This window comes from Streptomyces sp. NPDC001156, assembly GCF_053598275.1.
This window is the reverse complement of record NZ_JBSFJX010000570.1, coordinates 1-1,117: the sequence shown is the minus strand read 5'-3', so window position 1 is coordinate 1,117 and position 1,117 is coordinate 1. Positions and strand designations below refer to the sequence as shown.

Sequence of the window (1,117 nt, the reverse complement as noted above, 5' to 3'; positions counted from 1 at the left end):
CATCTGCTCTATCTCGGCCGGCTCGCGGAGGCCAAGGGCGTACGGCTGCTCATGGCCGCGTGGGACGAGATCGCGGCCGACGGCGGTGTGGGCGTACCGCTCGTGATCGCCGGCACGGGGCCGCTGGAGCGGGAGGTGAGCGCCTGGGCGGCGGGCCGGGACGACGTGCGCTACGCCGGCCTGCTGGACACGGCGGAGTGCCGCAAGGCCGTCGCGCGGTCGGTCGCCGTGGTGGCGCCCTCGACCTGGCTGGAGGCGTTCGGCCTGGTGGTCGTGGAGGCGATGGCGGCCGGCGTCCCGACCGTCGCGGCCGGCCACGGCGCCTTCGTCGAACTCGTCGAGGACGGGGTCACCGGGCTGCTGCACCGGCCGGGCGAGGCGGGCTCGCTCGCGTCCTGCATACGCCGGATCGCGGCCGACCCGGACCTGGGCCAGGAGATGGGCCGGGCGGCCCGCCGCCGCTACGAGCAGGGCTTCAGCCCGGCCGTCGGCCTGGCGCGCCTGGAGGAGGAGTACCGCACCGCGATCGCGGGGCGGTCGGCACAGGCTCGCGACGGGGACACCCGCGTGAGCAGGGGGGATGGGAACAGCACATGACACGATGCCGACTGTGCGGCTCGGAAGCGATGGCGAGCGTCGTCGACCTCGGGGCGACGCCGCCGTGCGAGAGCTTCCTCGCCGCAGACCAATTGGACGAGCCGGAACCGGCGTACCCGCTGCACCTGCGGGTCTGCACCGAGTGCTGGCTCGCGCAGATCCCTCCGCTGATCACGCCGGAGGAGACCTTCAAGGAGTACGCGTACTTCTCCTCCTACTCGACCTCCTGGGTGGAGCACGCGCGCACCTTCGTCGCCGATGCCGCGGAGCGGCTTCCGCTCGGACCCGACGCCTTCGTGGTCGAGGTGGCGAGCAACGACGGCTACCTGCTGAGGCACGTGGTGGACCGGGGGATCCGCTGCCTCGGCATCGAGCCGTCGGTGAACGTCGGCGGCGCGGCACGGGAGTCGGGGGTGCCCACGCTCACGGAGTTCCTCTCCCCGGAGACCGGCGCGGCCGTCCGTGCCGAGCACGGCCCGGCGGACCTGGTCGTGGCCAACAACGTGTACGCGCACATCCC

The 1,117-nt window shown here is 73.5% G+C and carries 1 protein-coding gene and 1 pseudogene; both read left to right on the top strand.

All coding sequences use genetic code 11. The annotated features are described in order from the left end of the window. On the top strand, positions 1-597 hold a 597-nt coding region (locus ACWDA7_RS53185; RefSeq protein ID WP_450615467.1), incomplete at its 5' end, for a glycosyltransferase family 4 protein. Further along, positions 594-1,117: pseudogene (locus tag ACWDA7_RS53180) on the top strand (SAM-dependent methyltransferase); the annotation flags it as partial. The gene ACWDA7_RS53185 and the pseudogene ACWDA7_RS53180, both read left to right, overlap by 4 nt.